Here is a 26,162-nt window from a genome sequence, read left to right on the forward strand (position 1 = left end):
CCAACGCAGTGGTGGTTCTTCGAAAAAGGCCATTCACCCCGGAGTGTACCAAATCGGTGAGGAATAGGCGCGTTCCTGATGGATCAGTTGTGCGTCTTCCGGCAGATCAATGCCAAACCGCAACTTGTCGTATAGCAACCAACGCGGGGTGGGGATTTCCAGAACCCTGACGTAATAAAAGGCCCGTTCATTCGGGTCGAAATCCGGGTCGGACCAAACAGTGATCAACTCAGACGCACCGATGGTATTGCTCCAGCTCGCGGTTTCCACATCCACAGTATTACCGACCTCGGGTAGGTTGCCATCTGCATCCTGTGACCGATCATCAGACCAGGCGACATTATAAACCTTTTCCTGCATCGCCCCGTCTGCATCCAGCCATCCTTTGACGACCTGAACCCGATCCAGATTTGCACCGATCGGGTCGCGCAAGGCACCAATCAGGAAATTCGGTGCGCCATCCCCTTCGCGCGGGCGCAGGTCACCACCCATGGGTACGCCTTTCGTGTAACCGACATCCGCCAGAAAGCGCGTCTCAAGGTCGCCCTCGTCAAACGCCCAGCCTCCAAAGAAACGCAAACCGATCCGAGGACCGGTGGTCGCATAGGTTTCGCGGCGCTTGAACGCATCGAAAATGGCTGAGCGTGTGTTGTCGGTGGCCCAAACGGCAGTGTAGCCCGAAGCGACCAGCAGATCGCCCGGTATCTCGCCCAGCTCATTGGCAATAAAGGGATGTTGTATCCGGGTAGGCGACGGTTCCACACTTACAGATTTGCCAAAAAAGTTGTCTTCTTCGGCGGTTGCCAGCGAAGTATGGCTGTCAGTCGCGCCGCCCATGCCGAATTTATAGGGGTTCACGCCGAACTTTTCTTCTAGCATCAGGCCGCGCTTGAGGGCTTCGCGCGCATACTCGCCCGCCAGCATGTCCTCGGTTTTCAATTCGGTGATATCGAGGTTGCCAATATCCCAGTTCTCATAATCGGCAAAGGGATCATCCGGGCTGAGATACGGGTGGGCCTCGCCGTCTCCCTTGATTTGCGTGACCTCGTAGTGAGGCTCCCACCTTGCGCGGTTCTGGACGTATTCTTCGTCAACCTGGCCACCGTGATACGTGTCTTCGGTTGGGAACATCCAGCCGTTCGAAAGGTTGCCGTTATGGGCGAAAGCCACCGCCCGGCCGCCGGTTTTGGCTTCGTAATCCTCCAGCCAAGAGTAAAGCGCCTTGGGATCGGTGTTGCCGTAGGGTGGCTGTGTTACCGGCGGAACAACCTGCAACGCGCGGATTGGTCCGTCGCGCAACATAACATTCCGGTGCAGGTTGAAGCCCTTGGGCACCGAGGTCCATTCGAAACCGATAAACGCGGTGAATTGACCGGGATCGTTGTGCCGTTCCGCGGCCAGGACGATATGTTCCCAGGTGAACGCAAAAGCATCGGCCCCCGGGCTGTAGGACTCCAGCAAAATCTCCGGCAACGTCATCTGAGAAAAATTTGTGATGATATCGAAGGCTGCTTTACCAGCTTCTTCGCCACCGGCCTTGTATCCTTCGTACCATTCCAGCCCCTTCGGGTCTGAGATCACACCGGGTTTGCCCGCCTGCAGATCGGGCGCGAAACCCATCAGGTCAGTATGATCGGTTAGCACCATCCAATCCAGCGGTCTGGCCAGTCTGACTGGTTGCCCGGTGGAGGAAATCACCTGCTCGCCTTTGGCAAATCGCCATGCGTCGTCAGGCAGCAGCGTGTTGCCGAATGCGCCCGCATCTAGTGACAGCCCCGTATGCAGATGCGTGTCGCCCCAAAGCGGGCGCTCCGGGAAAGTGCGGTTGGCGTAGGGTGAAAAGGGACGCTCGGCAAAGGTTCCCTCGGCGGCTTCCTTGGTGGGAACGGCATCGGCAATAGCGCTTGCCGGGACAGAGACCAAAGTAAGTAAGCAGACAGACAGTCGAAGCATGTGAACCTCCCCATTCACAGAGTTCGCGGATTCAGCTTGTGAAATACTGAGAATATATATTCTTATTTGACGATATCATGTTGTGTGCTTCACGTGTGAAAAACTTTTTGACCATTATCCAGTAGGCAGCATGGCTTGCTTCAAAGTGGCAGCTGTATAAGAGAAACCAACTGATCCGCCGCGTCCGAAAGTGTATCTTCGTCAAACGCCGCGTACCCCAGCAGTAAGCCCTGCATCTTTTGCGGCAACACACATTGGTCAGACATTGCGCTGATGCGCAGTCCGTTTTCCCCGGCCCGCTGGCTGATTTCAATGTCGGACATTCTGTCTGCAAGTGCCGCTCGAAGTGCAACGCAAAGATGCATGCCCGACGAGTCCGGCTGAAGCTCCAGTAGGTCACAGGCGGGGGCGAGCGCGGTGAGCAGATGGCTCTGACGTCGCGCATAAACGCGTCGCATGCGTCGTAAATGCATAGCGAATTCACCGCTGTTCATGAATGTCGCCAAGGCGGGTTGCGGGATCAGCGAGGCGCGTGGTCCCACACGATCAAGATAGGTCCGCGTGCTTTGCAGCATGCGTTTGGGCACAACCAGATACCCGATCCTCAGTGCCGGGCTGACGAGTTTTGAAAAGCTGCCAAGGTAGATCGTGTTATTGAGGCCATCCAACCCCGAAAGCGATGGCAGAGGTTGCCCCCGATAGCGGAATTCGCTGTCGTAGTCGTCCTCGATCACCACCGCACCGGTCTGTCTGGCCCAATCCAGCAAGGCGACCCGGCGGGGCAAGGGCAGGCTGACCCCTGTTGGATAATGCCGCGAAGGCGTGACGATAGTGGCATGGGCCTTGTCTGGAAGGCGTGTCACATCCAGCCCGTCCTGATCGATACGTACTGGGCAGGCTAAGTTTCCTGTATCCCTCAGAATCGCGTGAAGTTTCGGCCAGCATGGGTCTTCGATCGCAACCTGTTTGCCCGCACCAAGCAGCCCGTGGAATATAACCTCGAAGGCTTCGCGCGCGCCCGAGGTGATCACAATCTGCCCCGGATCACAGGACAAGTGTCGCCACGCGGCAACGTGGTCCGAGATGGCCGCGCGCAGCGGATACCAACCCAAAGGGTCCGCTCGCGCCAAAAGCTCGGGTGTTGGGTTGCGCCATGCGCGTTCAAGGTGGCGTGCCCATTGTTTGTGCGGCAGCAGGGATTGATCCGGCAGACCGGTTTGAAAGGGCAGCCATTTCTGGGTCTTTGGACCCGCCGGGCGGGGGATGGGCTGCGGTTGCGACAGGTGGGTGATCTCGCTGGCCACAAATGTGCCGCTGCCTTGCCGGGTGACCAGATACCCTTCGCTGATCATCTGGTCATAAACTGCTTGAACCGTTGTTCTGGATATCGACAACTCGGATGCCAGTGTGCGGCTGGCTGGCAGCCGCGTCCCGATTAGGTCAGGGGACGTAGATATGAGACCGCGCAGCGCCTCAAACAGTTGCGCCTGAAGCGAGGTCTTCAGCGATGCATCCAACGAGATCGCAAAAAGATCTCGATTCAAATTGGCTTTAGGAAAAGTTCTAAAATTGGACATTTGAAAATATCCAATACCCGGGCACTACAGTCATAGCAAGATCAAACCCGAGCTATGACCATGAACCAGACTTTAAACATCACCGACAAATCCCGCCTGCGTCGATCCCATGAGCGGGGGCATTTCGACCGTGCCACCATCAACAGTATTCTGGACGCGCAACCCATGTGCAGCGTGGGTTATGTGATTGATGGCAAGCCCTTTGTCACTCCGACGTTGCAATGGCGAGAGGGCAATCGCATTTATTGGCACGGGTCCTCGGCCAGTCGTGCGCTGCGCAATTCTCGCGATGCGCAGGTTTGTCTGTCGGTCGCAATTCTTGACGGGTTTGTCCTGGCTCGCTCCGGTATGCATCATTCCGTTAACTCGCGGTCGGTCACGTTGTTTGGCACCGCGGTCAAGGTTGAAGACCCGGCAGAAAAGCTGGACAAACTAGGCAGGTTCGTGAACGGCCTGTTCCCGGGGCGATATGAAAGCCTGCGGCCTGATCACGCGCAGGATCTGAAGGCAACAATGGTGCTGGGCATGGATATATCGGAAGGTAGCGCCAAGGTCCGCACGGGCGGTCCAAATGACGAGGAAGAGGATTATGATTTGCCCATCTGGGCCGGGGTCATTCCCGTTCACACGTCGGTTGGTGATCCTATTCCTGATCCCCGAAACATCGATGGCGTGCCGACGCCCGAACATGTGCAATCCTTTCGGCTGTAGGGCAGGGTGATGACGGACCTTTCGGTAAATCTGAATGTTGCCGCCCTGCTGCGCAACAGGCGTGAGCACCCCTGGCCGGATTTGATAGGTCTGGCAAGGATCGCCTTGAACGCGGGCGCGGCGGGCGTGACGGTGCACCCCCGCCCGGATGAGCGCCACACCCGGCCCGATGATGTGCGCGGGCTACGCTCCATGCTTGACGCGGAGTTTCCAGACTGGGAATTGAATGTCGAAGGCTATCCAGATGAACGGTTTCTGTCGCTGGTTCAGCAGGTGCGCGCGGACCAGGTGACGTTGGTTCCCGATGATCCGGGTCAGGCGACAAGTGATCATGGTTGGGATTTCCCAGCGCAGGGCGCGATGCTAGCGGATGTGGTTGCCGGGTTACAGGCGAACGGTCATCGCGTATCCCTGTTCTGCGACCCCGAGGCAGCGCACATGCCGCATGCGGCGATGACCGGAACAGATCGGGTTGAACTCTACACCGGCCCGTTCGGCGGATCTTATGACGACCCAGTGGCCGAGACGCAGGAACTTGACCGTCTGGCCGCTGCAGCGACCGCGGCTGCGGCGCAAGGGCTCAAGGTCAATGCGGGCCACGATCTGACGGTCAGTGGCACGCGCAAACTGATCGCTCGGATCCCGTCGATTGCCGAAGTGTCCATCGGGCACGCGTTGTTTTGCGATGCTCTGAACTTTGGAATGACTGAGACGGTTCGTCGGTATCTAGGGGTCTGCAGCATCCCTCAGGCAGATGATCTGCGGGCGGAAACTGTCTGAAACAGACAGGTGTCGCCGACTATGGTCGCACCCGGCTTTGGGCGTGACATTTTCACTGCTATTTGAATAAGCCTTTGCGGCAATTCATCTGCAAATACTGGCGAGCCTGGATTGGCTGTAGTACACCTTTGCAGGTATGGGGAAGATTGCGGATAAACCTAAGCGGGAACAAGCAGATAGCGAGCAACGGCGTCAGGTCACGGTGCTGTTTGCCGATATGGTCGGCTATACTGCGATTGTTGCATCGCTTGGGGAAGAACAGGCGTTGGGCTTTGTTCGGCTGACCTACGATACGCTAGTCCGGGCGGTCGAGGCCCACGGTGGAACGGTGCGCGATTTTGCTGGCGACAGCATAATGGCGCTGTTCGGCATTCCCGACGCGACCGAAGATACAGCACTGCGGGCCTGCCGGGCCGCTATGGCGATCCATGCGGCATTCGAAGCGTCCGCCGCGGATATCGAAGCGCGTTTCGGCGTGCGCCCGAAGGTGCGCGTGGGGATCAGTTCCGGTACGGTTCTGATGGCGGCTGTCCAGGGCGAGAGCGGCCCGACGACTGCTGTGGGCAGCACAGTGAATCTGGCCGCGCGGCTTGAAAATCTTGCTCCGTCGGGTGGAAGCCTGATCTGCGACACCACACGGGGGCTGGTCGAATGGGTGACCGAGCTTGGTTTTTTCGGCGAACATCAGATCAAGGGTTTGTCCGCGCCGCAAAAGCTGTGGCAGTTGCAGGCCGTTCACCCCGACGCAACCCGGTTCGACGCATCAGTGGCGCAAGGGTTGAGCGGCTATGTTGGCCGAACAGATGAACTAAGCACGATCTCCACCGCGCTGGAGCGGGCGAAAGACACCCGGTCCGTGATTGACCTGGTTGCCGAGCCGGGGTTGGGCAAAACGCGACTGGTTTTCGAGTTTCTTCATCGCCTACCTGCGGACGAGGTGTCGGTCCTGACGGGGAACTGCTTTGCCGATGGCCAGCAGGTTCCGTTTCTGCCCTTCCTGGAAATCACGCGAAATTCATTTCTCATCACCGATGCCGACAACCCGCTGCGGGTTCGGGCCAAGCTTGAGGCCGGGTTAAAAAAATCTGGGCTGTTCACGCAACAGTACCTTGGGTTAATGATGAACTTTCTGGGGCTCACGCCGCCCGAGGGGGCTCTGGACGGTCTCGACGGTGTTCTAATCGGTCTACGTATTCGCGAGTTGCTGACCGAGCTGCTGCGCCTGAAATGCGCGCGGGGCCAGGTTGTTTTGCTGATCGAAGATGGCCATTGGATCGACAGCGCGTCAAAGGATTTGCTGGCGAATATGATCGAGGCTCCGGGCCTGTCGAACCTGCTGATCATCCAGACACGGCGACCCGAATACACACCCAGTTGGCAAAACATGGCCGGGGTGACAACCGTGGCGCTTCGCCCGCTGAGGGTCGAAGACCTTGCCACGCTGGCGCAAAACCGTCTTGGGGTGTATGCTCTGCCCGAAGGGTTGGCAGAACAGCTGGCTGACCGTGCTGGGGGCAATCCCCTGTTTGGCGAAGAAATCTTGGGCTTTCTGCTGGATCAGGGAGTTTTGCGCGTCGAAAATGGCCGCGCCCATATCGAAGCGGATATCAGCGACAGCGGGCTGCCCGTTACCATGCGCAGTCTTTTGACAGCTAGAATTGAACGACTTGATCCCGAAGATCGCGCCTTGCTGCAGGCTGCAGCCGTGATTGGTCGGCGTTTTGATCCCGGTCTTTTGTCCCAGATCACCGAGACGACCAAGTCAACCGGCGCCACCCTACAACGGCTGCAAGCGCAGGATGTGCTGTACCGCGAGTCGAACTCGTCGGATTACATCTTCAAACATGTGCTGCTGCGGGATTCGGTCTATCAAAGCCTGGTTCTGTCCCGCCGGTCCGACCTGCATCTTGCCATTGCCGAGGCGTTGGTGATGCGCAACGCCAACCGGTTGCACGAGGCCGCCGAGGTGCTGGCCTTTCACTATGGACAGACGGATCGGGCAGATCAGGCGTTTCACTACAGTGCCATGGCTGGTGATAAATGCCTCGGCGTTTATTCATTGGACGAAGCCAACCGGTATTTTGTGGACGCTCTTGAACTGTACCAAAACGACCCAAGTTGCGCCACAGATGCAGAATTTGCCGGATTCATGGCTAGTTTCGCGCTGTGTTCCAATATCTCACTTCGGGTCAAAAAGATTATCGAACTGGCCGGGACAGTTCGTCCGATCCTGCAAAAGGCAGGTGACAGCCAGGATCACGCGTTGTTCCTGCACCACTATGTCTCTTGTCTGGTCTGCAACGGCAAGTATCACGAGGCGCATTGGGTTCAGCAGGAGCTGACAGACATGGCCGGTCGCCTGAATGATCCGGCCTCTAAGGCGTATGCCATGGTGAATGAGCTTTCGGTCTCAATCTATCACGCGCCGATCGACAATGACCGTTTCGAGGCGCGAAAACGCGAAGTCGAGGCTGTGCTGGAACAGATCGACGACGCCTATATCCACAATTTTTATCAGGCCACTGTTGGGTGGAACGAACTGACACGGGGGCGGGTGGCGCGGGCGCATGCCGCATCAGATCGGATGATCGCCTTGGGAAAAGCCAAAAACGACCCGCGCGCGCTGGGCTATGGAACCGCCATGAAAGCGTTGATCGCGATGGTCACCGATGATCACGAACTGGCGCTTGAAATGGCTGAGAAGGCGCGCAAAGCATCAAAGGTCGAATTTGAGTTGGCCATAGCCGAAGCAGCCAGAGTAGGAGCCATGGTGCCGCTGGAAATGCCAGGGGCGACTGAGGTGGTTCAAAACCACATCAAGGCCTGCAACGAAAAGGGTTGGACCCTTTTCACCTTCGGGCCCGCGGCGATGCTGGGGGTGGCCTATGCGCTGAACGGTCGGATCACGGACGGGTTGCGCCAGATTGAATGCGCCATTCAGAAACGTACCGACGAGGGCACCCAGATATCCGCTGACTGGGCCCGTCTGTTTCTGTGTGAGATGTACCTGGCCGTCCTAACTGGTGAAGGCGGCGGTTCGCTGCGGGTTCTGTTTCGAAATTTCCGTTCGATCCTTTGGGTTATGCTGTTTGGCAAAAAACGTCTGATCGCGATGGTCGAGCAGGTGCGCAAGAACCCTCAGTTCGACCAAAAGGGCCACTATATCGCGCGCTGCGATATGATCATGGGGCTGCTGTACAAGGCGAAAAAAAACAAGGCGCAGGCTATCGAGCATCTAAGCCGGGCCCGCGTCATCGTCGAGTCTGCAGGGCGATCTCCGATGCTGACACGCATTGATACGGCGCTGGCGGAATTGGCATAGCCTTTCCATTCAAATTGCTCAGGCTGATGGCTTCCGGGCGCGTCTTTGGTGGCTGAAGATCAACTGATTGGATTGGAAATCCGACCGGAAATCGGCGGCCCTGCCGGACAGCGCGTAATAGAACTTCATCAATCCGGGTTCGATATGGTGGGCTTGTTCGATGCAATCCTCGCATATTCGTTCAATCCGGTCCTGAGGGTGCCGGTCCCGAATAGCCGCGATCAGCATTTGGTGGGTTGTTTCCAATTTCTGAAATTCAGGGGTTTCCAGTACGTCTTGATTGCCAACCAGCACGAAAACGGGTTCCAGGTCAGTTCGTCCCTTAAGGTCGACATACCCGGCCTCAAGCATCGCCATTTCGTGCCGCGTTTTCTCATACACCGAACTTGAGACAACGATGTCATAGTCCACATGGCGGCAGCTTTGTTCGATCCGTGCGGCGACGTTCACCACATCCCCGATGACGGTATAGTTGAACCTGCGCTTTGACCCGATATTACCGACGCAGGCCCGACCCGTGGCGCAACCGGTCGCCAGCGCAATCGGCGGCCGCCCCTGCATGACGTCCGAGGCGTTGAACTCTACCAGCGCCCGTCGCATCAACAGCGCCGCCTTTGCGGCACGGCATGGGTGATCTTCGACCGGCAGGGGGGCGTTCCAAAACGCCATTACCGCATCGCCGATGAACTTGTCTATGGTGCCCCGTTCCAGCAATATCTGGTCGCCGATCTGAGAAAACAGCTGATTCAGCAAGGTGACGAGATCGGTGGCCGAAACTGACTCGGACAAAGGCGTAAAGCCTCGTATATCCGAGAACATGACGGTGATCTCTTGTGTTTCACCGCCCAGTTGAAGCTGATGCCCAGACACCTCAATTTCGTCCAGAATCTCGGGCGCGACATAGTGGGAAAAGATCTGTCGGATCACACGTTTTTCGCGCTCGGTCGAGATGAACAGATAGCCCGCCAGCAGGCCGAAATTAGCCATGCCCCCCATCAGCGGAAAGGTAACGTCGAACAGAACCAACTGGTGCTGGAATGCCAGCCAACTGATGCCAAGGACAACCGCCGCAGCAACGCCACCTGCAACAAATGACGCAACCGCCCCGAACCGCGCCATGACGGCCGTGACCACTACGCCAAGAATGACGAAAGACAGCAGTTCGAGCGCCGACGTCACATCCGAGCGGCTTAGCATTTCGTCGGTCAGGACCTGTTCAAGAATTTGCGCATGGATCGACACGCCCGGAACAGATTCACCCAAAGGTGTCTGGTGCATGTCAAACAATCCGGCGGCCGACGTGCCGACCAGAATGATCCGCCCTTCGATTTCGGCGCGCAGATCGGGATTGTCCTGTGGCTGCATGATATCATCAGCTGACAGATACAGGTCCGGGTTATCGCGCCTGTACCTGACCCAGACCTCGCCGTTTTCGGTGGTTGGCAGGCGGAATTGACCAATCTCGACCGCCAGCATGATACCGGCCTCACCCGGCATGCCTTCGGCAATGATGACGGGTTCGTCTATGGCAACCCTTAGCGCCTCAATCCCCAGCCCCGGCAGCGCACCATCCGGCCCGCCCCACAAGACCGGTACACGGCGCACGATGCCCATACCGCCAAGGGGTGAGACATTGACCCCTCCAATACCTGCTGCCGCTCGATCCAGCGGTGAGGCTGGTGGGGTCCAATAAGGAACGGTAACCAGTCCCGAAGTCGGCGATTCCCCTATTTCGATGATCCCGGCCATCGGCGTGACGTGCCTGCCGTCGCTGGATTGCCGGGCTGCCGCGCCCAATACAACCGGCCAATTGGCGATCTCCATTCCAAACAGCACGTCATGGTCCAGCTTCTCGGCGTGGCGCTCAACTGACAGCACCCCAGAGAGCGAGGGTTCTTCCAGCAACCGCGCAGGCGAGAACCTGTCAGGTTCGACGAACAAAATGTCAAAGGCGATAGCGGCGGCCCCATATTCGCCCAGGTTCTGGACCATCTGTGCCAAAAGGGTTCGGGGCCAGGGCCATTGCCCCCAGTTTGCCAGCGACTGTTCGTCGATATCCACAACGCGGACAGGCAGATCAGGGTTGTATTCGCGTGGTGAGATGCGTTGCAGAATGTCGAAATAGATCAGCCGCGTCATCCGCACCGGATATGGATCGAGAACACGGATAAAGCACCCGAAAAGGATCAGGCCCAGCCCGACCAGCTGGAAGGCCCGCCGCCGCCCTGTTCGTTCTTTGGGCTTCCCGGTCACGTTTGCCTCCGAATGTCGTGGTCAGCCCGGACGGACCTGAACGGGATGTGCGCATTTTTCTGCGACAACGACTGATCTGATGTCATGCAGCGGGGCCTGTGTTCGCTCAACCGCCGCTATTGCCGCCGTTACCGCCGGTGGTGCCACTGCTGCTGCCGCCGCCAAATCCCCCTGTTCCGCCGCCACCAATCGTGCCACCGCTGCCTGGCCCGCCGCTGCCGGAACCGCCGCCGATCGAGCCGCCACTGCCATCGCCACTGCCGCTACCGGTCCCGACATTGCCGCCACTGCCGTTGCTGCTGCCAGTGCTGCTGCCGACGCTGCCGCCATTGCCGCTGCCGACGCCGACGCCGACGCTGTTTGACGGGGACGACCCGGAGGCCCCAGCGCTTTGAACCTCACGCGGTCCCCAGTCAGGGCCGGATGCAGGGACCTCTGACCGTTGCGGCAGAGGAGGCAGGGCGTCCCTGCCGCAGCCCGTCACATCCGTTTGCAATGGAATCAGCAATTGCTCTTGTGACTGAACAAAGGGGAACCCTTCTTTCACCGCTTGTTCGTAACTTTCCTGATCGACAGAGCGCCCGATACGTCCACTCTGTGTAGTGGCGAGAAGGTTGCATTTGCGACCAGTCTCCTGACAAATGCCGTTCTGACCACACATTTCTACCCGGCCCTGTAAAATCAGCATGGCGCTTTGCGCGCCGGGCGCGACCCATATGTCAAAAGTTGTTCCGCGTACGGCCATGGTCGCAGTGGGCGTTTGAATCGAGTAGGCGCGCTTTTTGCTTTTGCCAGAGATAAAGCGAAAACTGCCGCCAAGGGCCTGAACCGCGAAGTTCTTGGCCTTTTTGTTGCCGCGCAGCATTGTCACATCCAGTGTCATCCGAGCATTCGGGCCAATCGCGATCTTGGTTTCATCGACAAAAACCAACTGAACCAGACCGCTGCCGTCGGTGGATATGGAATCGCCAGATGCAACTTCCATCCCTGTGCGCAACGGCTGCGATTTCCCTGCGCGCGTTAATTCAGCGCCTTGTTCGACGCCGATGACTTTTCCTATGTTGGCTAAGGCCTGCGACGGCAGAAGCAAAACACAACAAATAACGAGTAACGATTTCAACCAAGCCAACCTAACGTCCTTCCCCCACAGATAGGTACTGAGCGCATCGCGCCCACCGCTCGGTTTGCCCCTCAATAAATTCGTATTTTTGAATTATACGCTAATAAATCTATACAAATATGCCTTATAGCCCGTGTATTTGGCAAGTTTTCAGTTCAGAGCGCGTCATATAGAGTAGTTTGAAGAAATCCTTCGCGCAATTACGAGTGCTTATATCCGTACTCAAGAGCGCCGAAATTTCGCTGATTGCGTGTGCGTTTGCGACGAATTTGAGAAAAGTGAGCAAGGCATAGAAAATCGCCTTGTATCCGGGTGACAGGCAAGGATATACCCGCCAGCGGAGACGTGGCCGAGTGGTCGAAGGCGCTCCCCTGCTAAGGGAGTAGGCCCGGAAGGGTCTCGAGGGTTCGAATCCTTCGTCTCCGCCACCTACCATTTTTAGATGCGGTCGGAACAACGGCTTATGTTGTAAGCCGTTGTGGGCACTTGATGGTTTGGTTTATTGGAAAGCCGATGGCCTCGCTTACTAGGATGACCACCGAAGTTTTTCAGATGTACATTTCTATGCGCGCCTCGGGGAATGACCTGATCGCGGCGTCAACGCGCGTTTCAGGCAACGCGCACAAGGCCGTGGACAGCCCGTCGGCGATGGCTGCGCTGGGGGCTGAGACCGATACTATGTGGTTCGTTGCTACCTCGTCTTGCGGGTTCAGGATGTGGCCTTGATCATCGGTCAGCAGAAGGTTGCCTGCGTCCGAGGTTGCAACGGCACGATCGCTTAATTCGATGGATTTGAGAACTTCTCTACCGGGTCCGGCCAGTCCGACTTGCCAGGCTTGCCCGTCTTGGCGATGGCCAAGGGCGGCGATTTCCCCCATATTTACCAATACATCGCGTAGACTGTGCGAGGCCAGCAAAGCCGCGATGCGGTCGGTAATGGCGCCTTGTGCGATACCGTTCAGCGTCAGTGCTGAAACACCGGGTTGGGGCAGGCGGATCATGTCGGACCCGATTAAAACGCGAGACCATCCAATGGATTTTCGGGCGGAATGGACCTCTTGCGCGGTGGCCCCGTTGGCCAGCGCGGACCAGAGCGGTTGAATTGAAGGATCAAAAACTCCGTCTGTGGCCTCGTGCAAGGCCGAACACAGGCTGAGGACGTTCAGCAGTTCGGGGGCTGGGGCTGGCAGTTGCCCGTCGCGGTTCAGGCGGCTGAGTTCGGATTGCGGTCGGTACAGGCTGAAGATGTTCTCAAGCCGGTTCACTTCGGCTTCGACCGCGGTGATGATTGGCGTGGCCTGTGTGTCCGTCAGCCCCTCAAGTCGCAAGCTGGCCGAGGCCCCCAGCGCGACCCCGTGCCAGTGAGCCGTAGGGGCAGACTTGGCACCCGCGGGAAAGGCGGCACAAGCGGCGGACATGGTCAGAAACCGGCGGCGGGAGAGGGCAGTCATGAGGGGGTCTCCAGTTTCAGGTCCAGATCAACGGGGCCCAGAACCTCGGTGTCGGGGATGCCGGACAGAGGCAGCAGATTGCCACCGTACTGGCCAATAAAGGTTTCGGCGGCAGCGGGGTCTGCAAAGGGCACCACCTCGCGCGCGCCCATGCCGCCCGCAACATTGGCTCCGACCACAAAGGTCGCACCCTCGGCGGCGATCCAGTTGGAAACACCCGGCTGTTGCCAGTTGGGCGCGGCGCCCATATCGCTGACATAGACGGCTGCAATGGGTGCATCACGCTCGGGGCTTTTAAGGTAGGCCACCATGTCGCGCACTTGGGCGAAGAACAGAGGTGTAGGGTAGCCTTCCAGATGGATCTGACCTTTCGGGCCACCATGTTCAGCGATGTTCATCTGGCAGAAAAAGCTTAGCGCATCGGGGGTCAGGTCCACTGGGTCAGGGGCCTCGGCGATCTCTTCCTTGCAGGCCGCCAGCGCGACAAACGCGATCAAAGCAAGACGTTTCATGGCTCGACCCTCCGAAACGCGGCGCGGGCGAGGACAAAGCCCAATACCGGCCAGATTAATAGGGAGGCAGGAGCGGCCCAGACGGGCAGTGCCTGCGCGGCTCCGGTCATGCCGGATGCCATCGCAACGCCCTCGGTCGCGGAGATGTTCCACAAACGGAATGCGTCGGCCGGGTTGGCTACCATCACCCACGGAAAGACGGATTGGGTGAAGGTGCCGCCCTTGTCCATGACGACGGCTCCCAACAAGCCCAGATCATAAAGGACGACAAAGATCAGCCAGAGCCCGGCCGACAAACCTGCTGCTGCCGTGGCGCCCCTAGCCAGTGCAGACAGCAGGTAACCCAGCGCCAGAAACACGGCGCCCAGCAGGATGGATGTGAGGATTAGGCGTAGCAATGCCATCAGGCTTTCTGGCCCCGCGCCGCCGAACCATGCGGCCACTGCACCAGCGGTGCCAAAGCCGACGGTCATGGCAAAGGCAAGTGCGGCCAGATGGGCGGTGAATTTGCCCAACAGGATTTCTCCACGCCCCGCCGGATAGGATAGCAGCAGCGATAAGCTGCCCCGGTCCACGTCACCTGCGATGGCATCAAAAGCGATCATCAACGCCAGTAAGGGGGCAAGATATACTGACAACGTAGTCATCGAGGCAACCGAGACGGTCAGCATATCGACGCCCAGCGTACCGGTAGGCGCGCTGCCTGCAAAGGTCAGCGCCAAGGCGAACAGCACCATGATCAGGGTGGCCACCAGCAGCCAGCGGTTGCGGCGCAGGATCAGCATCTCCGTGCGGGTAATGGCGAGGAAGCGGGTCATTGCATCTCCTCCTGAGCGTAGTGGCGATAAAGGTCTTCCAGCTTGGGTGGGGTCATTTCCACATCCGCCACGGCATCGCCCATTCCGGCGATCCGGCGCAGGGCCTCCATTTTGTCATCTGGGGAACACAGCAACTCAACGGATGCGCCATTGATCCGGTCGCCACCCAATGCCGCGGCCAGGGCTTCTGGGTTGGTGCTGGCGCGCACGCGCAGGCGGATCGGCAGACCAGCTAGGGCCGACAGGTTGGTCAACGTATCATCAGCCACCATCCGGCCTTTGCGCATGATCGCAATGCGGTCGGTGCGCGCCTCAACTTCGGTCAGGGCGTGGGATGCGATCAGGACGGCGGTACCTTTCGCTGCCAACTCGTCAATGATGGCGTAAAGGTCTTGCCGCGAAATGGGGTCTAGCCCCGAGGTGGGCTCATCCAGCAGCGCCACTTTCGGCTGACCCAACAGAACTTGAGCCAAGCCCAGACGTTGCCGCATCCCTTTGGAATACGTTCCGATCCGGCGATCCAGCGCATCGCTGAGACCGACACGGTTCAGCAGGCCGGGCACATCGGCTTTGGTTCCCGACAATTTCGCAAACAGTGTTAGCTGTTCCCTTCCGGTTAAAGCGGGATGAAACGACACCGCCTCGGGTAGATACGCGGTCTCGCGCCGCGCTTGTTCGCTGCCGGGGGTGGCGTCTCCGATCCGAATGGCTCCGCTTTGGATCGGCGTCAGGCCGAGGATGGATTTGATCAGGGTCGACTTGCCCGCGCCGTTATGGCCCAGCAGCGCCACGCGCTTTCCGGGGGCAAGAGACAGGTTGATATCGTCAAGAACGCGAGTTTTTCCGCGGTCCTTGCTGACATGGTCGATAACTAGGGCCTTATCCGTCATGAGGCACCTTTTTCATAGCTGGGGGTTCAGGGGCTTGCATCAATGGGTTGCTGTCCGTCACGCCGCCCGGCAACAGGGCCGGGAAGGCAGATTGCGACCAGCGCACCAGCTGCACGGCGGGGGAGCCGAGCAGCAGTTTGGCTGAGGGTTGGGTCCACAGCACATGGTCCATCGAGTCATTTGGGCGATAGGGTGCATCGGCGATGCCGTTGCCATCCACATCGTAAGCGGCGAAATCGGACCAGTAGTTGCCGCGCCCGTCTTCGGACCACTCGACCCATTTGGTCGATACGTATTTAACTTGGGTCCGGTTGCCGACAAAGGCGTTTCCGACGATCCGGTTGCGCTCGGACCCGGCGGTAAAATGGATGCCGATGCCGCATCCCTGGAACCAGTTGTCGGTGAATTCGTTCTTGTTGGAGTTATAGAGGAAGGTGCATTTTTCCTTGGCACCTTTCACCACATTGCCGGTGATGACGCTCTTGTTGGCGTAGTTCAGCATCACGCCATGTTCGCGGTCACCAATCGAGATATTGTTGGCCACGGTCACATTGGTCGTGAACATCACCGCATAACCTAGATCGTTGCCGATCGAGACATTGTCGCTGACGACCGAATTGTCGGCATACATGTAATGCACCGCAAAACGCAGGTCGCGGAACAGGTTGCCGGTGAAGGTGTTCTTCTTGGACGAGTTCACGAAGATCCCGTCGCGCCCGTACCGGATGTCGTTGTCTTCAACCCGCGCACCCGGCGCGTTCCAGACGTAGACGCCATTGCCGCGGTCATTCATACGCCGGTCCTGCCGACCTTCGATCCGGTTGCCACGCACGATGCTGTCCTTGGCACCGTGAATGTCGACGCCATAAAGGTTGCCCAACAACACATTGTCTTCGACCACCGGCGCTTTGGCCGTTTTGGTCAGTTGGATGCCGCTGTCGATCCCGTCATGGCTTGAGCCCGAGCCGATCACCGTCAGACCGCGTACGGTCACGCCCGGTCCGGTCACGGTGATGACGCTTCCCGTGCTCTGGCCGTCAATGGTGGCTTGTCCCAGCCCATCGATGGTGACGGGCCGGTCCAGCACAAGCGTTTCGGTGTAAACACCGGGGCTCAGGCGGAGGGTGTCCCCATCCGCCGCCTGCGCCAGTGTTTCATTAATGGCCCCCGCCCGGTTGGGCACATCCCAGTCCGCCGCCCATAGGGGCGAGCCAAGCAGGAGCGGTATGAGCAGAGGCCAACGCATGGGTTATGCTCCCTGCGGTTCGACCAACATCCGACCGCGCATTTCCATGTGCAGTGCGTGGCAGAACCACTGGCAATAGAACCAGTGTACGCCCGGACGGTCGGCTGTGAAGGTGACCGAGGCAGTTGCCAGCGGTGCAACTTCCATTGCGATGCCGTAGTTACCTAGGCAGAAGCCGTGGGTCACGTCGTCCACGTCATCGAGGTTGGTGATGTAAACCGTCACCTCGTCACCCTGTTTGACGGTGAACTTTTCCAGGCTGAAGGTCGGAGCCTGCGATGTCATGTAGACCCGCACCTTGTTGCCGTCCCGGATGGGTTCTTCGGCGCCTTCTTCCAGATCAATGCCATCGGCCTCGGCCTGTTTGCGGGCGTCTTCCCATGTAACATCGGCGCGATCCCAGACGTTTACCGGGTTGACGATGTCGCTGCGAACGATGATCGAGTCATGCGGCTCGGCAAAGGTCGGACCGTCGTGAACCACTTTCATCTCGTTGGACGAGATGTCGATCAACTGCTCGTTCTCGGGCTTCAGCGGACCCACGTTCAGGAAGCGGTCTTTCGAGAACTTGTTCATCGAAATCAGCCACTTTCCGTCGGCATCCTTGGTTTCACCCATGGAGGTCGAGTTGTGGCCCGGCTGATAGTGCACGTCGACCTTCGAGATGATCGGATCCACATCAGCACCACCGTAAGCCTCGATTGCCTTTTCGATGTTCCACTTCACGATCTGGCTGTCCAGGAACAGCGTGGTGAACGCATTGCCTTGACCGTCATAGGCGGTGTGAAGCGGGCCAAGACCCAGTTGCGGCTCACCCACGATGCAGGACCGCGGGTCGGCATCACTTTCGAACAAGGCGTCCAGTTTGGTGACGTCCATGATCGACACGGTCGGCGACAGCTTACCGTTGATGCAGACGTGCTTGCCGTCGGGCGCGGTGTTGATGCCGTGCGGCGAGTTCGGGATCGGAATGTAACGGGTGTACTTCTTGTTCTGACCCTTACGGCCGTCCAGAACCTTGACGCCTTTCAGTTCCTGATAGTCACCGGCCTCGATACCCGCCTCGATTTCTGCGATGTTGAAAACAACCACGTGGTCCAGCTCGTTCTCGGTCATCTCGGCCAGGTTCATACCCATTTCCGAGTTGTAGGAGGTCGAATAGGCGTATTTGCCCTGATAGTCGCAGTCGGTGTTGTCGAGGTTGCCCGACACCATCACCTGCCACGCCACTTCCATGGTGTCGCCGTCAAGCGCAGTGAAGATGTTCACGTATTGCGACGGATCGTCCAGCACTGTGCCGTCGTTGACCAGCGGGGTTTCATCCTCACCATTGGCAAAGACATAGCCGGTGCGCGGGAATTTCTGCGGACGCAGACCGTGGATCGCCTTGGCGTTCGGGATCTCGGTGATCTTGTCGCATTTCATGACGTCACAGCGCACGCGAGCGACACGGGTGTTGGCCTTGTCATTCATGAACAGGTAGCGGCCATCGTAGGTGCCATCGGTGAACGACATATGCGGGTGGTGCAGGTCGCCGTTGTCATAGGTTTTCATGCCACGCTTGGCGAGAAACTCTTTGGTTTCAGGCAGCAGGCCGTCGGTCATGATTTTCAACGACTCATTGGTCTGACCCCAGCCGGTGGCCGAGCAGCGGTTGAACACTGGCACGCGCATCAGTTCGCGCATGGACGGGAAGCCCAGGATGCGCAGCTCGCCAGTCTGACCTGAGGACCAGAAACCGTAATATTCGTCCAACTCACCAGGCTGCAGGTTGGCGTTGGCTGCAGCACTGGCTTGTTTCGCGGTCATCAGGGTCGAGCCCAGACCGGTCCCGGCCAGCACCGCGCCAGTTGCGGTTGCACCTAGCATCCCTCGGCGTGTGATGTTCAGCTTGTTGTCATGTTCCGACATGTTCGTTCCTCCTTTTTTAGGAAACGGATTGCGGTTTGGCGTTCGGATGGTTCGCCGGTGGCTGTCCGAGGGGGGTCTTGAGGTCGACCGACCCTGTCTTGGCCCGCCGTTTCAGTTGGCGGATAACGACGGGACATTTGTCCTCGGACTGGTAGAGCACCTGACAATGCAGGCAGGTGACGCACTCGTTCGGATTGATCTCACCGGTGGGGTGGATGGCCTGAACGGGGCATTCGTTGGCGCAGGTCTGACAGGGGGTGCCGCATTCCTTGTAGCGGCGCAGCCAGTCGAACATGCGAATACGGGCGGGGATCGCCAGCGCTCCGCCCAGCGGGCAGAGGTAGCGGCAGTAGAACCGTTCGATGAACAGCCCAATCCCCAATAAGGTCAGCGCAAAGACCACAAACGGCCAGTCGCGCATAAATTTCAGAATGATCGCGGTCTTGAAGGGCTCAATCTCGGCATATGTTTCGGCCAGCGGGATCGAGACGAAGCTGAGGCCGAAAAGACCCAGGAAGATCATGTATTTCGCGGGCCAAAGCCGTTCGTTCAGGCCCCATGGCAGGGTCCATTGCGGGATGCGCAATGCCCGCGCGATCTTATTGGTCAACTCCTGCAAAGCGCCAAACGGGCACAGCCAGCCGCAATAGGCCCCACGCCCCCAGAACAGCAGCGCGGCGGCGACCGCGAACCATTGGATGAAGACCAGCGGATCCAGCAGGAAGGCGTCCCAGCTGAACCCGGTCCGCAGGCTGCCAGCCAGTGCCATCAGGTTCACCACACTCAGCTGCGCATTGGCGTACCAGCCGATGAAGAATAGGGTCATGGTCAGGTAGCCGATGCGGAACCAATAGAAGACCCTCGCGTTCATCGTCACGTGGAACTGGAAGAAGAACGTCGCTGTCAGGACCAGCAGCATGACGCCAAGGACGCCAATTTCGACTGTGCGGTCCTTCCAGATACGCTTCCACAGGGCGGCTTTGGCAGCGGCCTCGCCGGTGGCGTCGTCAACAACGGTTGGGGCGGCCACTGGCAGCAAGTACTGCTCGGGCAGTTTGTAGCCCAGATCGAAAGTCAGGAAGGTTTTCTCAACTGCGCCCACGGCCCGCTGTACCAGCAGTTGCAGGCGGAACGGCTCGGCGGGATCAAACTCCGCCTCGGCTGGGATTTTAAAGATATCAAGTTCGGTGAAGCTGGGCGCATCAGCGGCCGCAACCTTGCCTAGGCGCTCTTGTTGCTTGTCAAAGAACCGGACCGAATTGTCGCCTTGGATCAGCTGAATCCGGTCGAAGATCCCACCGCGCACATAGCCTGAGCCTTTGAAGCTGTAAGCCCCGCGCCCCAGTACCAGAATGGCCTGTTCGCCGTCGTCCAGCCACTCGACCAGGTTTTGATACTCGGCTTCACCCAGCAGGGATTTCCCGATCGAGGGAACCGAGACCAACGCCATATGCATATCGATAAACGTGTCATCCGGTTCGCCCGGTTCCGGGCGTTTGATGGCGCGCTGATCTCCGGTAGCTTCAAAAGCGGCGTTGACCTGACCGACATCCAGCGTCAGCCGCCGGATCGAGCCGTCACCCGACAGGGTGGTCCAGTCATAGATGGCGTTCATAGCCATATCGACTTCGCGTTTCGGCCCATCGGCTTGTAATGGCGACAGCCCACCTAAACCCAGCGCGCGGGCCACTTTGATACCGCCGCGCACAAGGCTGTCGTCGATCACCATGATGGTCACGGTGGCACCCGAGATGATGTCGAGGTCATGCCCCTCACCACCCGTTGCGGCCTCGTGTTTCAGGTCCAGACCGGTGTAGCCTTCGGTCAGCTCGACCATGCGCGAATTGGGAATGCCGATCAGTACGATGGGTTCCGAGTGTTTGACCAGTTGCACACCGGTCAGCACGGCATCAGCGTTTATTGCGGCAACTACATGGATGGGTTTGCCCGAATAGCCGGTGGTGCCCACGAAATCCGAAGTCAGGAAAGCCCAGGCGACGGTTTCGCCCCCTTTCAGAACAGGAGCAACAGGCACGTCATCGCGCACCGGGCCAAAGGCATCGGCACCGGGGGCAAGGTCAGAGGGCTCAATCTCGGGCAGGAAGCTGGCAAGGCTGTCGGCATGGGCGCTGATCGCCATCAGGCAGGACAGGACAAGGGCCAGCAGGATATGGGTTGCGCGACTTACGACCACGGCGCACCTCCGGTTACTTGGATTGACGCCATGGACGCGCGCGGGGCGCGTTCGGATGTTTCTTGGGGCGCGTGCGGAGGGCCTCTGGTTTCGGGCCATAATCGCCTAACTTGGTAGCAACTGACCAGATTGCGGTCATCGCAGCGAGCGACCTGAACAATCCCGTCCGACTTCAGTTCCGGCAGGTTTGGCAGGGGTGCCGCAGCGGTGACGGCGCACAAGGCACAGTCGGCGCATTTCGGGCAGGCCGCGGTTGGGTCTTCGGTCCCTTCTTCGAGGTCCACTTGAACCCAGACCGCGCCTGCCTCCGAGCAGATCTCAACCCACATGCTTTGTCCGGGACTCGCCAGCGCCGGACTAAGCAGTTGCAACAGCAAAAGAAGGGTGCCTGCCATGGCGCACGCCGCGCGTAAAGCGCGGACAGACAGTGTGTGCAGTGGGACTGGGGCAGACATGGAGAATCCAACTCGGCGTTCTTTCCTTTGTCCTACGGGATTCTCTCAGACGGATACTTGACTTAGGTCAGGTATTCGAAATTTGTGACTAATCGTCGGCTTCATCCATCAACCCGCGCAACCAGCGCCCGGCCAGCCAGGATGCGGGCAAGCCCAGCGGGATCGACCACAGGATTGCGCTTACTGGTGCGATCACGCCAAGCCCCATGCCATTGGCAACCAGACCCGCCAGAAACAGGTTGATGGCCACGGTCAGTGCCGTGGCGGGGTAGAGCAGGATGGCCAGCTTCCAGACCGGCCATTTGCCCTCAGTGGCTGGTACCTTCCGAGAAGGTAATTTTGTTCCAGACATTATATTTCCCCGAAGGTTTGCGCATGGGCAAGCGGCGAACCTCTTCCAGAGTTTGCGCGTCATAGACGATCACGGCACCATCGTCTTCCCAGATCGATACCAGTGCATGGCGCCCATCCTTGGTGAATTCGACATGGGCCACGGTTTTACCGGGCGCTGGGCGTAAAGTCTTTACGATTTCAAGGCTTTGCTTATCGATTACGTGCATCGCATCCTTGTTGGGCCCAAAGAACACATCGGCCCAGACGTAAGGAGAATTCTCATGACTGCGCATGAAGAAACCCGGCCCTTCGGTCTTGATCCGTTTGACCGTTTCCCATGTCTGCATGTCGATCACAGACACGGTGCCGTCGGTCAGGTGCGGCGTGGCCATCACGGTTGTATCGCCGTACCGCCACGTGATGCCTGATCCCAGATGCGGCATACCTGGCAGGTCTAAATCAGCCACTTTCTGACCGATGACCAGATCAATAACCTGGCCGCCCTTGCCGTCGCGTGAGGCACCCATGACGTATTCATAACTTTGGTCGAAAAAGAAATCGTCCAGATAGTCAGGCGTGGTGATCTTGCGGACCGGGAAAGGATTTGGGTTCTTGAACTGCCCTTCGATACGGAAGTCATGACCCAGTCCGAACTGAGGCGGGTTGTCGCCGTAAAAAACCTCCCAAATCTCGGGAACATCTTTCAGGGCTAGCACAAAGCTTTCGCGTGGCGGGGCCTGATAAACGGCAGAAACGCGGCTGGGATTGCCCTTTTTGCTTTTGATCTCGATGACCTTGGCGACCGAAAGGTCGCTGGTCGACAGCAGGGTCAGGCTGTTGGGCAGGTAATTGGCGACGGCCACCCATTTTCCATCACCTGACATGGCGATGTTGCGGCTGTTCAGCCCCGCGCGCACGCGGCCCACCTGTTTCAGCGCCCAGATATCGTATTTCTGAACCCAACCATCGCGCGACATGATGAAGACATAGCGCCCGTCGGGGCTGAACTTCGGGCCTCCGTGGACGGCGAACGGAGTTTCGAACCGATCCAATACCTCAAACGTATCACCGTCCAACACGCTGACGTGGTGATCGCCGGTTTCGACGGCCAGCGTGATGTTCATCGGGTCGCTGTCCCAGACGGGAGCATCGACCGGGCTGTATTCTGCGTCCAGCGTACGGCTGGCCATGATCTCGGCCTCGCCCCATTCGGGGTTGGTTTCCAGCGGGGATTTCAGCCAACCCGCCAGTTCTTCGATCTGCAAGGCGTCAAGTTCATGCGAAAAGGCGGGCATCTGGGTGGCTGTACGCCCCTCGGCAATCACGGCGGCCACACGCGGGCCGCGCATGCGCTTCAGCGTCTCGGGGATCAGGGCCGGGCCAACACCGCCTAAACGGTTCTCGCCATGGCACGAGGCGCAGTGTTCGGCATAGTCCGACGGGGCGTCGGCCCATGCTGAACCAGCCAGCAGCAGCGAGCAGAGCGTGCCTATTTTCAGCGTGTCAAAAGAACTGATGTGCCGGATCATGACGTTTCCCCCGGAACGGCGTGACCTTAAGGCGTTCGCCTGCGTCATCCACGCCGATTTCTTGATTGGAAAGATAGCAGGCCGGATCTTCGGCCCAGGGATCGCCGGTCACCTGCAAAGCCCGGATACGAGTATTGCCGCCACAGACGTCCTTTAATTGGCAGGCCCCGCAGCGCCCTTTCAGCGGACGTGGTCGGGTGCGCAGCATAGAGAGCATCTGGTCCTCGCTGGCCCACAGCTCTGAGAACGGTTTGGTCTTCACGTTGCCGACCGTGTAGTCGGACCAATACGTATCGGGATGCACGCGCCCCAGATTGTCGATATTGGCCACGCCCAGCCCGCTGGAATTCCCGCCCCACGCGGCGAGATGTTCGCGCACATGAGCGGCCTTGTCGGCATCGAAATGCGTGCGCACCCAGTTCAGGAAATACCCCGCATCTGCATCATTATTGCCGGTCACAATGTCCAGCGGGCGCCCGCCCGAGGCGGCCTCCCACGCGCGCTCCAGCAGCAGGTCCAGCCCGTTACGGGTGCGCAGGTGTTCAGCATCTTCGCCCCGGTTCTTGTCGCCGCGCCCAGCATAGACCAGATGCGACAGGTAGAACTTGTCGACCCCTTCGTCATCGCACAGTTGCAGCAGGTCGGGCAGGTGATGCTGAGTGCCCTCGGTCAGGCAAAATCGCAGGCCCACTTTGATCCCGCGTTTCTTACATTCGCGCACACCGCGCAATGCGTCGGCAAAGGCGCCTTCAACGCCGCGGAACCAGTCATTTGTGGCCCCGATCCCGTCCAGCGAAATGCCGACATAGTTGAATCCCACATCGGCAATCATATCAGCGGTTTCATCGTAAATCCGCGTGCCGTTGGTCGACAGCGCCAGCATCGGCACCAGATCGCGGGCGCGTTTGGCAATGTCGAAGAAATCAAACCGGTCCAGCGGTTCCCCACCCGAGAGGATCAGGGCCGGGACGCGAAATTGGCCCAGATCCTCAAGGGTTACCATGGCTTGCTCGTGGCTGAGCTCACCGGGGAACGCAACATCCGCCGAGACGGTGTAGCAATGGCGGCATCTCAGATTGCAGCGCCGCGTCAGGTTCCAGATCACCACCGGTTTCACCGGTCCGGGGCGGCGTTTGCGCACCGGGGTCGGGGTGACGAGTTGGTGCATGTATTCGGTCAGGCGGAACATGTTTCAGCCTTTCGCTTTCAGGCGCAGCCCGGTCTTTTTCAGAATGCGCGTGGAATAGAGGATGTCTTTGGCCCGACAGGCACCGCCGAGAATGGCTGTGATCTCGGCGCGCTTTTCTTCGACCTCGTCACGGTCCGCGCCGTGAACCATGGCAAACAAATTGTAAGGCCAGTCGGGCAGGGCGCGGGGGCGTTCATAGCAGTGGGTGACAAAGGGCAGCGCGCCGATCTGGGTGCCCAGTTCAGTCACACGGTCGTTTTGCACATCCCACACGGTCATGCCGTTCGAGGTCATGCCCAGTTTGTAGTGATTAGGAGCAGCGGCAATGCGACGGATAACGCCGCGCGATTTCAGTTCAGCCAGGCGGAACAGCAACGCGTCTTCGTCCATGCCAAGACGCTCGGCCACCCGCGCATAGGGCGCGGGCACTAGGGGCAGGCCGCCTTGCAGCGCCTCGATAATCTCTCTGTCTTTTGCGTCGATCATGCCGCTACCCGGAAGCCGATGAAGAATTCCTGCAATTTGGGGAAACGGAGAACCTCGATCCCCGTTTCCCGTTCGATCGCATCAGCGGTGGCCTCGATCCCCTCGGGCGTTTCGGTGGCCAGTACGAACCACATGTTCAGCCGGTGCGTACGTTCATAATTATGGGCAACCTCCGCGTGCGCATTGACTTTGGTCAGGACGGTTTCGAAATTTTCGACCGGCACCGCCATGGCGCACAGACAGAACGCACCCCCCATGGCGGCCGCGTCGAAAAACGGACCGAAGCGGGTGATGATGCGTTCCTCTTTCATGCGGCTGAGGCGGCGCAGCAATTCGCTTTCCGGAATGCCAAGTTCGGTGGCAATCGCGGCATAAGGATGAGGGATCAACGGCAGGTCGTCCTGCATTCGGTTCAGGATTGCACGGTCGGTTTCGTCCAGTCTCATACGGCGGCCTCTTTTGGTTGGATCAATGCGCCGGTCTGTTTGAAACAGCGGGTCGAAAACAAAACTTTGTGGCGCGCACCGGCCAGTTCCGGCAGGGCAACGGCGCCGGACAGAACTTCTTGCGCCTCGCTGCGCGAGCGGGCGTGAATCATGGAATACAGGCGGTAAGGCCAGACGTCCTCGACCGGGTTACGTTCATAGCACAGGGTCACGCCAGTATGTGCGGCCAGCGCCGGGCCGGCGGTGTCGATCTGACTGGCGGGCATGTCCCAAACCACCATCGCATTGGCCGACCAACCCAGCGCCCGGTGACGTACGATGACACCGAGGCGCGAGATGATGCCGGCATCGTGCAGCGCCTTGATCCGCGCCAGAACCTCGGGCGTGGATCGGTTCATTGATCGGGCCAGCGCGGTATAGGGTTCCGCGACCAGTTCTAGGCCGGAACTGAGCGCCTGTAGCAGAGCGCGGTCGCCGTCCCGCATGGCTGAGCGATCCACCTTGCGGGGGCCGGGCACATTGCGGGAATTGCCCGACATTCGAAAACCAAGATCGACATTGAATGGGCGTACCAGCCGCAGGTCCAGTACCCGCAGCCCGGTACGTCGGGCGATCCGGGCCAGGGTATCGTTCACATGCACCCGGTCCGGCCCGGTGGCAACGAACCACAGGTTCCACGTATCCTCGCGCTGGTAATTGTGGTTCACTCCGGGTTCTGCGTCGATCAGGGCGGCGATTTCTTCCAACTGTTCCTCGGGGGCGGCAACGGCGGCCAGGGTGCTGGCCGATACTGCCCCCGGTGCAATCGTCGCACCCACCCGCGTGATCCGACCGGTTGCACGCATCCGGGTCAGGCGATCGATGACCTCGGCCTCGTCCAGACCCAACGCTGCGCCAAGTACCTCAAACGGATGGTCGGTTATGGGAAAATCGCGCTGAAACTCGTCCAGCAAGCGACAGTCGATCGGGTCAGTGATGTGATCCAT

General features: G+C 59.0%; 21 protein-coding genes and 1 tRNA gene. 4 read left to right on the plus strand and 18 right to left on the minus strand.

Features of this window, described 5'->3' with window-relative positions:
* Positions 1 to 33: 33 nt before the first annotated feature.
* A complete protein-coding gene (locus ACR3EP_RS17565) occupies positions 34 to 1,953 on the minus strand; it encodes a DUF3604 domain-containing protein (protein ID WP_170359372.1) in 1,920 nt (639 codons plus the stop codon).
* 140 nt (positions 1,954 to 2,093) lie between these two features.
* Positions 2,094 to 3,497: a MocR-like pyridoxine biosynthesis transcription factor PdxR gene (pdxR, locus tag ACR3EP_RS17570; RefSeq protein WP_480638809.1), complete on the minus strand. Its 1,404-nt coding sequence runs from the start codon at positions 3,495 to 3,497 to the stop codon at positions 2,094 to 2,096.
* A 93-nt stretch (positions 3,498 to 3,590) separates the two neighbouring features.
* Between pdxR and ACR3EP_RS17575 the strand changes: the two genes are divergently transcribed.
* From ACR3EP_RS17575 to ACR3EP_RS17585, 3 genes are all read left to right on the plus strand, one after another.
* On the plus strand, positions 3,591 to 4,241 hold the full coding sequence (locus ACR3EP_RS17575; RefSeq protein ID WP_480638810.1) for a pyridoxamine 5'-phosphate oxidase family protein: 651 nt from the start codon (positions 3,591 to 3,593) through the stop codon (positions 4,239 to 4,241).
* 9 nt (positions 4,242 to 4,250) lie between these two features.
* The gene (locus ACR3EP_RS17580; protein ID WP_480638811.1) at positions 4,251 to 5,021 is read left to right on the plus strand and encodes a pyridoxine 5'-phosphate synthase; all 771 of its coding nucleotides are present in this window, start codon (positions 4,251 to 4,253) and stop codon (positions 5,019 to 5,021) included.
* Positions 5,022 to 5,157: 136 nt separating this feature from the next.
* Entirely contained in the window at positions 5,158 to 8,343 is a 3,186-nt protein-coding gene (locus tag ACR3EP_RS17585) for an ATP-binding protein (RefSeq protein WP_480638812.1), read from the plus strand.
* Between the two features lie 18 nt (positions 8,344 to 8,361).
* Here ACR3EP_RS17585 and ACR3EP_RS17590 read toward each other — a convergent pair whose 3' ends face one another.
* Both ACR3EP_RS17590 and ACR3EP_RS17595 read right to left on the minus strand, forming a co-directional pair.
* Positions 8,362 to 10,596 (minus strand): CHASE2 domain-containing protein, encoded by a 2,235-nt coding sequence (locus tag ACR3EP_RS17590; protein WP_480638813.1) that lies wholly within the window; start codon positions 10,594 to 10,596, stop codon positions 8,362 to 8,364.
* Positions 10,597 to 10,702: 106 nt separating this feature from the next.
* Positions 10,703 to 11,581, minus strand: a complete 879-nt coding sequence (locus ACR3EP_RS17595; RefSeq protein WP_480638814.1) for a FecR family protein — start codon at positions 11,579 to 11,581, stop codon at positions 10,703 to 10,705.
* Positions 11,582 to 12,055: 474 nt separating this feature from the next.
* On the opposite strand from ACR3EP_RS17595, the gene ACR3EP_RS17600 reads away from it, so the two are divergent.
* Positions 12,056 to 12,144, plus strand: a tRNA-Ser gene (locus tag ACR3EP_RS17600).
* Positions 12,145 to 12,264: 120 nt separating this feature from the next.
* Here ACR3EP_RS17600 and ACR3EP_RS17605 read toward each other — a convergent pair.
* The 14 genes from ACR3EP_RS17605 to ahbB (ACR3EP_RS17670) form a co-directional block, all read right to left on the minus strand.
* Complete coding sequence (locus ACR3EP_RS17605) at positions 12,265 to 13,167, minus strand: FAD:protein FMN transferase (protein WP_480638815.1); 903 nt, start codon at positions 13,165 to 13,167, stop codon at positions 12,265 to 12,267.
* Entirely contained in the window at positions 13,164 to 13,679 is a 516-nt protein-coding gene (locus ACR3EP_RS17610) for a nitrous oxide reductase accessory protein NosL (RefSeq protein ID WP_170350153.1), read from the minus strand. Before ACR3EP_RS17610 ends, ACR3EP_RS17605 begins: the two co-directional genes overlap by 4 nt.
* On the minus strand, positions 13,676 to 14,497 hold the full coding sequence (locus tag ACR3EP_RS17615) for an ABC transporter permease (RefSeq protein WP_480638816.1): 822 nt from the start codon (positions 14,495 to 14,497) through the stop codon (positions 13,676 to 13,678). Before ACR3EP_RS17615 ends, ACR3EP_RS17610 begins: the two co-directional genes overlap by 4 nt.
* Positions 14,494 to 15,387 (minus strand): ABC transporter ATP-binding protein, encoded by an 894-nt coding sequence (locus tag ACR3EP_RS17620; RefSeq protein WP_480638817.1) that lies wholly within the window; start codon positions 15,385 to 15,387, stop codon positions 14,494 to 14,496. The genes ACR3EP_RS17615 and ACR3EP_RS17620 overlap by 4 nt, the downstream gene beginning before the upstream one ends.
* Positions 15,377 to 16,633 carry a nitrous oxide reductase family maturation protein NosD gene (locus ACR3EP_RS17625; RefSeq protein ID WP_480638818.1) on the minus strand — a complete coding sequence of 419 codons (1,257 nt, stop codon included), beginning with the start codon at positions 16,631 to 16,633 and terminating at the stop codon, positions 15,377 to 15,379. The genes ACR3EP_RS17620 and ACR3EP_RS17625 overlap by 11 nt, the downstream gene beginning before the upstream one ends.
* A gap of 3 nt (positions 16,634 to 16,636) precedes the next feature.
* On the minus strand, positions 16,637 to 18,544 hold the full coding sequence (gene nosZ / locus ACR3EP_RS17630; protein ID WP_170359395.1) for a TAT-dependent nitrous-oxide reductase: 1,908 nt from the start codon (positions 18,542 to 18,544) through the stop codon (positions 16,637 to 16,639).
* A gap of 16 nt (positions 18,545 to 18,560) precedes the next feature.
* Positions 18,561 to 20,684 carry a 4Fe-4S binding protein gene (locus tag ACR3EP_RS17635; RefSeq protein ID WP_480639042.1) on the minus strand — a complete coding sequence of 708 codons (2,124 nt, stop codon included), beginning with the start codon at positions 20,682 to 20,684 and terminating at the stop codon, positions 18,561 to 18,563.
* 44 nt (positions 20,685 to 20,728) lie between these two features.
* Positions 20,729 to 21,133, minus strand: coding sequence for a hypothetical protein (locus ACR3EP_RS17640; RefSeq protein ID WP_480638819.1), 405 nt, complete (start codon positions 21,131 to 21,133; stop codon positions 20,729 to 20,731).
* Positions 21,134 to 21,281: 148 nt separating this feature from the next.
* Entirely contained in the window at positions 21,282 to 21,545 is a 264-nt protein-coding gene (locus ACR3EP_RS17645; RefSeq protein ID WP_480638820.1) for a hypothetical protein, read from the minus strand.
* Positions 21,502 to 23,055: a cytochrome D1 domain-containing protein gene (locus ACR3EP_RS17650; RefSeq protein ID WP_425082363.1), complete on the minus strand. Its 1,554-nt coding sequence runs from the start codon at positions 23,053 to 23,055 to the stop codon at positions 21,502 to 21,504. The genes ACR3EP_RS17645 and ACR3EP_RS17650 overlap by 44 nt, the downstream gene beginning before the upstream one ends.
* Entirely contained in the window at positions 23,030 to 24,244 is a 1,215-nt protein-coding gene (gene nirJ, locus ACR3EP_RS17655) for a heme d1 biosynthesis radical SAM protein NirJ (RefSeq protein ID WP_425082364.1), read from the minus strand. Before nirJ ends, ACR3EP_RS17650 begins: the two co-directional genes overlap by 26 nt.
* Positions 24,245 to 24,247: 3 nt before the next feature.
* Entirely contained in the window at positions 24,248 to 24,730 is a 483-nt protein-coding gene (gene ahbB, locus ACR3EP_RS17660; protein WP_425082365.1) for a siroheme decarboxylase subunit beta, read from the minus strand.
* On the minus strand, positions 24,727 to 25,176 hold the full coding sequence (locus tag ACR3EP_RS17665) for an Lrp/AsnC family transcriptional regulator (protein ID WP_480638821.1): 450 nt from the start codon (positions 25,174 to 25,176) through the stop codon (positions 24,727 to 24,729). The genes ahbB (ACR3EP_RS17660) and ACR3EP_RS17665 overlap by 4 nt, the downstream gene beginning before the upstream one ends.
* A complete protein-coding gene (ahbB, locus tag ACR3EP_RS17670; RefSeq protein WP_480638822.1) occupies positions 25,173 to 26,162 on the minus strand; it encodes a siroheme decarboxylase subunit beta in 990 nt (329 codons plus the stop codon). The genes ACR3EP_RS17665 and ahbB (ACR3EP_RS17670) overlap by 4 nt, the downstream gene beginning before the upstream one ends.

This window comes from Ruegeria sp. BB10, from assembly GCF_056535725.1.